Below are 8,815 nucleotides of genomic sequence, written 5' to 3'. Positions count from 1 at the left end.
AACTTGAGTCCCGCCAGTCGGGACGTTCCTGCGCCCACCCCGTGACGACCCCGTGGGCGGCGCGCATGTCCGCCACCAGTGCTTCGCCCCGGGCGGGGTGGCCCGCCAACCCGGCAAGGGCGCGTACCTGTGCCTCGCTTTCCGCGATGCTGGTCGCCATGCCGTAGGTCTGCACTCGCACTCCGAGGTCTTCGAGCGCGTTGCGGGTCGCCGGATCGAGGAACACCGAAGCGACGACGACATCCGGCGCCAGCGCGAGGATTTCCTCGACATCGCCTCCTGTCGCCTGATAGCGTGCGGCGTCTGCGGCAGCCATCGAACTCGCGGCAGGGTCCTTGCTGTAATGCGATATCGCGAGGAGCTGATCCCGGTCGGCGACCTTCGCCAGGATCGCGTCGGTGCAGGGATTGAGGCTGACGATCCGCGGCGGCTGTCCGGGCGCGGGGCGGCTGCCCTCCCCGCCCCCGGCGCAAGCACTGGCGATCAATGCCAGCGCAAGGCCGAGCGCGCCTGCGCGCTTCACATCCGCGCCCTCACTCCGGCAAAGACGCCGCGACCGGGCGAGGCATAGCCGAACGCCGTCTGGTACTCGGCGTCGAATACGTTTTCGACCCGGCCGAAGAGCTCCAGATTTTGCGTTACCGGCAGTGCGGCGCGCAGATCGAGCACCTCGTACCCGGGAACTCGCCGGGCATTGGCGGCATCGTCGAAGCTGCCGCTACTTATCCGCAGATCGGCGCCAAGCCGCAAGTCAGGTCCGACAGCCCAATCGGCAAAGAGGGTGGCGATATGCCGGGGGCGCCGTGCGAGCGCGCGGCCGGTTTCGCGATCCTCGCTATCGACCAGGGCGTAAACCCCCGAAAGGCGCAGCCCCTCGGCAAGATCGACCCCGGCTTCCGCTTCTATCCCCTGCGCACGCGCACGGGCGGTGTTGGCATAGAAGCCGTCGGGGCGGGCGGCGGTGTAGGTAAAATCGACGAGATTGTCGCTGGTCCGGCGAAAGGCAGTCAGGGCGAGGTGCAGCCCCCGGCCTCGCTCGCCCCGTTCGATACCGAAATCGATGCTGGTGCTTTCTTCCGGTTCGAGCGCGCGGTTGCCGTAGAATCCGAACAGCTGGTACAGCGAGGGCGCCTTGAACCCCTCGCCCACGCTGGCCCGCAAACGCCAGGAGGGGGAAAGGCGATAGCTGGCATCCCCGCCGAAGCTGGTCTGCGTGCCGAACAGCGCGTGATGATCGACCCGGCCCCCGGCGTGGATCGCCAGTGCCCCCATCACCCAGCCGAGCTGGGCATAGGCGCCGCTGATCTCGGTGCGCGCGGCATCCTCGCCGGCAACGTCGTAGCGGGTCCATTCGTGCTCGCCCCCGAAAGCCAGCGCGAGGCCGCCGAGCAGGCGGTATTCACCCCGCACCTGCAACCGGTGGGAACGCCCCTCGCTTTCGAAAAGAGGCTGCCCGTCCGCGTCGGTATTGTCGCGCCGGGTCTGCGCAAGGCTGAACGCGCCGCGCAGGGTGAGATCGTTGCCGTAATAGGCAAGGCCGACATCGCCCCAATGCTGTGCGGTTTCCTGCCGGTCGCCACTATCGATCGGAGCGAAAGGGGCAACGGATTGATATCCGTCGAGCTCCAGTTCGGAATGCCGCACGTTGGCATGTCCGAACAGCTCGATGGTGGGCGTCAGGTCGATGAAGGCGCTCGAACCGATCGCGAACTGGCGAAAGCCGTCCCGCTCGCTGCCGGCGGCCGCGGAGGAAAAGCCGTCGGTGCGGAACCACGAACCGGTGAGGCCGACGAAGACGCCCTCCCCGTCGACCCCCGCCGCCGCACTGGCGAGCAGTGTGTCGCGCGCACCATACTCCAAGGTACCGGCGAACCCGGTTTCAGCGCGGGTGGTGATGTCGATCACTCCGGCCACGGCGTCCGAACCCCAGATGGTGCTGTTGGCCCCGCGCAGAATATCGAACTTGCCTACCATCGGGCTGATGACATTGCCGAAATCGAACCCACCGGCAGGTGCGGCGGGATCCGCCACGCGCACCCCATCGACCAGCACCAGAACCTGCTCTGCACTTCCGCCGCGGATATTGATCCCGGTGAAGCTGCCCGCCCCGCCGTTGCGGGCCAGCGAAAGGCCCGGTGTGCGTTGCAGGACGCGGGCGATATCGGCCCCTTGAACCGCGTCGATCTCGGCCTGCCCGATGATGGTGACCGCCTGTCCGGTGTTGCGGATATCCGTGCCGAGACCGTTGGCGATGACGGTTATGGTCGGAGCGCGATCATCGGCATCGGCCGGCACAGTCGCCGCCGGAACCGCATCCTGCGCGGCAAGGTCGGCATCCTGCCGGGCGATGATGTCGGCCAGCGCGGCCTCGCCCGCATCCTGGGCTGACGCCACGCCCGGGGCCAGCGCGGCGCCGAGAAACAGCAGATATTTTTTCACACGATACTCCATCACGAACGACATGCCGTTCCTGACGGGCCTGCCGCATGACGGCAGATCGCGTTTGCTGACGAGGCACCCCGCTCGCAGCCGAACAGCAGGCATGGGCAGGTCTCCTGGCTTCCGGATCGCCGGCCTTGCCCCGCCTTCCCGCGCGCCCGATGGCGGCAGTGGCATAGTGGAGCGGACCTCCCCGGTCACAGTTGCGGGGGCAGCCGGGGTATCGCACCCCGTTCCCTCTTCGGGCCCCTGCGGACAAGGGCCACCCGTGCCTGATCCGGGCGTTAGACCCGGCTTTACCCCTCGTCAATCATGCTGGGGAACAGATGCTTAGAGCGCGGTTGTCTAGGCGGCGGCAGGGCGCGCGCTGGCGCCGGAACAGGACCTTTCGCCTATGGCTCTTCGCTTCGCTGCCGCCCGCTGTGCCTCGCGCTCGCCCATCGCCCGAGCGCTCGCCTGGCGCGCGATCCGCCGCGCCGCGAACGACAATCGGCAGCTGATCCCGGCCAACGATATCGATGAACGGACCACGGCCGCCCTGCGCCTGTTTGCCGGACACGGGCTCGGCTCCGCCGGAATAGCGGCGGGTCACGCGCGGCAGGCGCATCGAGAAGGAGACACGCAGACCGCCCGCTGGTGGCTCGCGATCTGCTTCTCGCTCGACCGCAATATGGCGGGGGAACTGGAACGTCAGCTGGCCGAGCCGGTTGTTCTCGCAACAGAGTAATCGCCGGCTCCACGAACTGCTTATTGCTACTGCGAGAAATTCGCAGATTGCCTCGAGCGCGCATATTATTTGGCGGTTGCAATCGATCCCACGCAGGCTTAGTCCGCTTGGCAAAGCTTGGGACGCCCTGCCCGGCGGGACGGGATGGGGCCTGGCGCCATGGCGCCCGTGTCCGCCTTCCCGCGCGCAAGGTTAAGGACGCAACGAACGCATGGCTCGCAAGAAGATCGCGCTTATCGGCGCCGGCATGATCGGCGGCACGCTGGCCCATCTGGCCGCGAAGAAGGAAATGGGCGACATTGTCCTGTTCGACATTGCCGAAGGCGTGCCGCAGGGCAAGGCGCTCGACCTCAGCCAGTGCGGGCCGATCGAAGGGTTCGACGCGAAGATCACCGGCACCAATGATTATGCCGACATCGCCGGGGCCGACGTGGTGATCGTCACCGCCGGCGTTCCGCGCAAGCCCGGCATGAGCCGGGACGACCTGCTCGGCATCAACCTCAAGGTGATGAAGGCGGTCGGCGAAGGCATCCGCGACAACGCGCCCGATGCCTTCGTGATCTGCATCACCAACCCGCTCGACGCAATGGTCTGGGCGCTGCGCGAGTTCAGCGGGCTGCCGCACGAACGCGTGGTCGGCATGGCCGGCGTGCTCGACAGCGCGCGCTTCGCCACCTTCCTCGCCTGGGAGTTCGGCGTCTCGGTCAAGGACGTGAACGCCTTCGTGCTCGGCGGGCATGGCGATACCATGGTGCCCGTGCTCAGCTATTCCACGATCAGCGGCATTCCGGTGCATGACGTCGCCAAGATCAAGGGCGTCGATGCCGGCCGCCTCGACGAGATCGTCAAGCGCACCCGCGGCGGCGGCGGCGAGATCGTCGGCCTGCTCAAGACCGGCAGCGCCTATTACGCCCCTGCAACCAGCGCCATCGCCATGGCCGAGGCCTATCTCGGCGACCAGAAGCGCATCCTCCCCGTCGCGGCGTATGTCGAGGGTAAGTACGGCCTCGACGGGCTGTATGTCGGCGTCCCCGCGGTGATCGGCGCGGGCGGCATCGAAGAGGTGATCGAAATCGAGCTGTCCGACGAAGAGCGCAGCAACCTCAAGGTCTCGACTGACGCGGTCGAGGAACTGCTGGTGGCCTGCAAGGGGCTGGATAGCTCGCTCGGCTGATGCCAGTTTCGGCCCACCATCGTTATCTAGTGGCTAATTGGCTGCTTATCTCGGGCCTGATTTCGCTCGTGGCTACGTTTCCGCTAGCGATTGCAACTTGGGGTAGTCCACTCGGTGCGATCGCAGTTTTCGTTCCGCTATTTGGCGCATTCGCTGTCGCAGCGGCTATTGCGCTTGGGCTTTTCAATTTGATCGCGCTGCGCCGAGGCACCTCGGCGTCAGTCCGCACGGAGCTAAGAGAATGAGCATCCTCGTCGACAAGAACACCAAGGTCATCACCCAGGGAATGACCGGCGAAACCGGCACCTTCCACACCCAGCAGGCGCTCGATTACGGCACCCAGATGGTTGCCGGCGTCACCCCCGGTAAGGGCGGCACCACGCATATCGGCCTGCCGGTCTATGATAGCGTTGCCGAGGCGGTGAAGGACACCGGTGCCACCGCGAGCTGCATCTACGTGCCGCCGCCGTTCGCCGCGGATTCGATTCTCGAGGCGATCGATGCCGAGGTGCCGCTGATCGTCTGCATCACTGAGGGCATCCCGGTGCTCGACATGGTGCGGGTCAAGCGCGCGCTCGGCGGCAGCAAGAGCCGCCTCATTGGCCCGAACTGTCCCGGCGTGCTGACCCCGGGCGAATGCAAGATCGGCATCATGCCCGGCTCGATCTTCAGCAAGGGGACCGTGGGCGTCGTCTCGCGCAGTGGCACGCTCACCTACGAAGCCGTCCATCAGACCACGCAGGTCGGCCTTGGCCAGACCACGGCGGTGGGCATCGGCGGCGACCCGGTCAACGGAACCAACTTCATCGACGTGCTCGACCTGTTCCTCGACGACGACGAGACCAAAAGCATCATCATGATTGGCGAAATCGGCGGCAGCGCCGAGGAAGAGGCCGCCGCCTTCATCAAGGAGCAGGCCAGGCAAGGCCGCCAGAAGCCGATCGTCGGCTTCATCGCGGGCCGTACGGCCCCTCCCGGTCGGCGGATGGGCCATGCCGGGGCGATCGTCTCGGGCGGGCAGGGCGGCGCCGAGGACAAGATTGCCGCGATGGAAGATGCCGGCATCCGGGTGGCGCAGTCGCCGTCCGAACTTGGCACCACGCTGGACGCTCTGCTCAAGGAACTCGCCTGACATAGACGCCGGGGCGCCGCCGTTCAGGCTGGCGCGCCCGGCAGGCATGGAACGGTTGCGGCCCGGGCTCGTCTATCTCTCAGCCGGGCAGGAGGCTTTCCCAAAGCGGCAGGTCCGGACCGGGCGGCGCAGGCAGGTTGTCGCTTAAATGCGACTGCGAACGAAAGTGCCCATGATGATTGTTTGGGCTGATGGACGGTTTTATGGGTAACGAAAGCCACGATTTTCTCCCCGAACTGGGCGATCAGGACGGGGGCCAGCCCGGTCCCAGCTGGGGCAATCCGCGCTGGCTGGCCGACGTGGTCGACAGCGGGGCCGATCTCACCGCCGCCCTCGATCCGACGCAGATGCGCCTTGCGGTCGAGAAGTCCGCACAGGCCGGCGGCAAGTCGCTCGACCGGCAGGCGATCGTCGAGGCGGCGGACAATTCGATCCGCGCGATGCTGCTGGTGCGCACCTTTCGCGTGCGCGGGCACCTTGCCGCGCAACTCGACCCGCTCGGCCTCGCAAAGCGCGAAATCCCCGAAGACCTGACGCTCGCGGGGCATGGGTTCGAGGGCCAGGAACAGACGCAGGTCTATGTCGGCGGCGTGTTCGGCTTCGAATGGGTCACGGTCGGCGACCTCTACCAGGCCTTGCGCGAAACCTATTGCGGACATGTCGGCCTCGAATACATGCACATCGCCGATACCGAGGAGCGCCGGTTCCTGCAGGACCGGTTCGAGACCCCGGACGAGACGATCCGCTTCACCGACGAGGGCAAGCGCGCGATCCTCGCCGCGGTCATCCGGGGCGAGCAGTACGAGCAGTTCCTCGGCAAGAAATACGTGGGCACCAAGCGCTTCGGCCTCGACGGTGGCGAAAGCATGATCCCGGCGCTCGAGGCGGTGATCAAGTACGGCGGCCAGATGGGCGTGCGCGAGATCATCTACGGGATGGCGCATCGCGGCCGGCTCAACGTCCTCGCCAATGTCATGGCCAAGCCCTATCGGGTGATCTTCCACGAGTTTTCCGGAGGCAGCGCCAATCCTGACGATGTCGGCGGGTCGGGCGACGTCAAGTACCACCTCGGGACCAGCACGGATCGCGAATTCGACGGCATCTCGGTCCACATGAGCCTGGTCCCCAACCCCAGCCACCTGGAGGCGGTCAACCCGGTCGTCCTCGGCAAGGCGCGGGCGCAGCAGGCGATCCGCGACGATCTCAGGAAGCACGAGCAGGTCCTGCCGGTCCTCATTCATGGCGATGCGGCGTTTGCGGGTCAGGGGATCGTGTGGGAATGCCTCGGCTTTTCCGGCGTCAAGGGCTACAACACCGGCGGCTGCATCCACTTTGTCATCAACAATCAGATCGGCTTCACCACATCGCCGCAATTCGCGCGGTCGAGCCCCTACCCGTCGGATGTCGCCAAGGGCGTCCAGGCGCCGATCCTGCATGTCAACGGCGACGATCCCGAAGCCGTGACCTTCGCCTGCAAGCTGGCGGTCGAATACCGGCACCGCTTCGGGCGCGACATCGTGATCGACATGTGGTGCTATCGCCGCTTCGGGCACAACGAGGCGGACGAGCCGAAGTTCACCCAGCCGCTGATGTACGATGCGATCCGCGCCCATCCCAAGGTGAGCGTGCTCTATGCGCAGCGCTTGCAGCAGGAAGGCGTGATCGGGGCGCAGACGGCCGAGGAAATGAGCGCCGAGTTCAGCGCCCATCTGGAACAGGAATTTGCCGCCGCGGCCGACTACAAGCCCGATGCCGCGGACTGGTTCGGCGGTCGCTGGTCGGGGCTGAACAAGCCCGCCGATCCGGAAACCGCCCGCCGCAACGTCGACACCGCGATCACGGCCAAGCTGTTCGACAGGCTTGGTCGTACGCTGACGACGGTGCCGGACGATCTGGCCATCCACAAGACCCTCGGCCGCGTGCTCGAGGCCAAGAAGGAGATGTTCCAGTCCGGCGAGGGGTTCGACTGGGCGACGGCGGAGGCGCTGGCGTTCGGCAGCCTCGTGACCGAAGGCTATGGCGTTCGCCTGTCGGGCCAGGATTCCGGCCGCGGGACCTTCAGCCAGCGGCATGCGGTCTGGGTCGATCAGACGGCGGAGCGCAAGTACATCCCCCTGTCGACCCTGCCCCATGGCAAGTTCGAGGTCTATGACAGTCCGCTGTCGGAATACGGAGTGCTGGGCTTCGAATACGGTTTTGCCATGGCCGACCCCAAGACCCTGGTGATGTGGGAGGCGCAGTTCGGCGATTTCGTCAACGGCGCGCAGATCATGATCGATCAGTTCATCGCCAGCGGCGAGGCCAAGTGGCTGCGGGCCAACGGCCTCGTGATGCTGCTGCCGCATGGCTACGAAGGACAGGGTCCCGAGCATTCGAGCGCCCGTCTGGAACGCTTCCTCCAACTGTGCGCGAACGACAACATCCAGGTGTGCAACATCACCACGCCGGCGAACTATTTCCACGTCCTGCGCCGGCAGATGCTGCGTCCGTTCCGCAAGCCGCTCGTCATCATGACGCCCAAGAGCCTCTTGCGGCATCCGCTGGCGAAATCGGTGGCGGGCGAGTTCACCGGCGACAATCACTTCATGCGGATCAAGTCCGATATGAAGGAGATCGCCGACGACAAGGTCCGCCGCCTTGTGCTGTGCAGCGGCAAGGTCGCCTACGATCTGATGCAACGCCGCGACGAGGCCGAGCTCGAGGATGTCTCGATCGTGCGGCTCGAACAGCTCTACCCCTTCCCGGGCGAGCCGCTGGCTGCCCGGATCGGGCGGATGGCCAACCTGGAAACCATCGTCTGGTGCCAGGAGGAACCGCGCAACAACGGCGCCTGGTTCTTCGTCGAGAGCCTGATCGAGGAAGCGCTCATCGCCGCGAAGCGCGGCGTCACGCGCCCGCGCTACGCCGGCCGTCTCGCCAGCGCCTCGCCCGCCACCGGGCTCGCCAAGCGCCACGAGGCCGAGCAGGGCGCGCTGATCGGCAGCGCGCTGGGCCTGTCGGTCCGCTCCGAAATCCGGCGGCGGAAGAAGGGATAGCCGATGCGCGCCAACCCTTGTCGCCGCCGTATCGAATTCTGAAGGTTAGGATCCAGCGATGTCCACCGAAGTCAAAGTCCCCGCTCTGGGCGAATCGGTCGCCGAGGCGACCATCGGCGAATGGCTGAAGAAGCCCGGCGAGGCCGTCGCGCTCGACGAGCCGATCGCCAGCCTGGAGACCGACAAGGTCGCGGTCGAGGTTCCGTCGCCGGTCGCGGGGGTGATGGGCCAGTATTCGGTCGCGGTCGGCGACACCGTCGCCGTTGGCGCGGTGATCGCGACGATCGAGGACGACATCGCCCCAGTTG

The 8,815-nt window shown here is 66.3% G+C and carries 7 protein-coding genes and 1 riboswitch; of the genes, 5 read left to right on the top strand and 2 right to left on the bottom strand.

Going from position 1 to position 8,815, the window contains the following annotated elements; genetic code table 11:
* Positions 1-523: ABC transporter substrate-binding protein (locus ACHFFA_RS03550; RefSeq protein ID WP_394269463.1), on the bottom strand; the 523-nt coding region annotated here is incomplete at its 3' end.
* Positions 520-2,439: a TonB-dependent receptor plug domain-containing protein gene (locus tag ACHFFA_RS03545; protein WP_394269462.1), complete on the bottom strand. Its 1,920-nt coding sequence runs from the start codon at positions 2,437-2,439 to the stop codon at positions 520-522. The genes ACHFFA_RS03545 and ACHFFA_RS03550, both read right to left, overlap by 4 nt.
* Before the next feature lie 88 nt (positions 2,440-2,527).
* Positions 2,528-2,724, bottom strand: a riboswitch (cobalamin riboswitch).
* A 109-nt stretch (positions 2,725-2,833) separates the two neighbouring features.
* On the opposite strand from ACHFFA_RS03545, the gene ACHFFA_RS03540 reads away from it, so the two are divergent.
* The 5 genes from ACHFFA_RS03540 to ACHFFA_RS03520 all read left to right on the top strand — a co-directional run.
* Positions 2,834-3,166, top strand: coding sequence for a hypothetical protein (locus ACHFFA_RS03540; RefSeq protein WP_394269461.1), 333 nt, complete (start codon positions 2,834-2,836; stop codon positions 3,164-3,166).
* Between the two features lie 211 nt (positions 3,167-3,377).
* The gene (gene mdh / locus ACHFFA_RS03535; RefSeq protein ID WP_394269460.1) at positions 3,378-4,340 is read left to right on the top strand and encodes a malate dehydrogenase; all 963 of its coding nucleotides are present in this window, start codon (positions 3,378-3,380) and stop codon (positions 4,338-4,340) included.
* Positions 4,341-4,581: 241 nt separating this feature from the next.
* Complete coding sequence (gene sucD, locus ACHFFA_RS03530; protein WP_394269459.1) at positions 4,582-5,472, top strand: succinate--CoA ligase subunit alpha; 891 nt, start codon at positions 4,582-4,584, stop codon at positions 5,470-5,472.
* Positions 5,473-5,675: 203 nt separating this feature from the next.
* Positions 5,676-8,507, top strand: coding sequence for a 2-oxoglutarate dehydrogenase E1 component (locus ACHFFA_RS03525; RefSeq protein ID WP_394269464.1), 2,832 nt, complete (start codon positions 5,676-5,678; stop codon positions 8,505-8,507).
* 58 nt (positions 8,508-8,565) lie between these two features.
* The coding region (locus ACHFFA_RS03520) for a biotin/lipoyl-containing protein (RefSeq protein WP_394269458.1) at positions 8,566-8,815 on the top strand (250 nt) is incomplete at its 3' end.

This window comes from Qipengyuania sp. (assembly GCF_043423005.1).
In the GTDB taxonomy this organism is placed as follows: Bacteria; Pseudomonadota; Alphaproteobacteria; order Sphingomonadales; family Sphingomonadaceae; genus Qipengyuania.
Note: the sequence above shows the minus strand (reverse complement) of the source record. Positions and strands in the feature narration are given on the sequence as shown.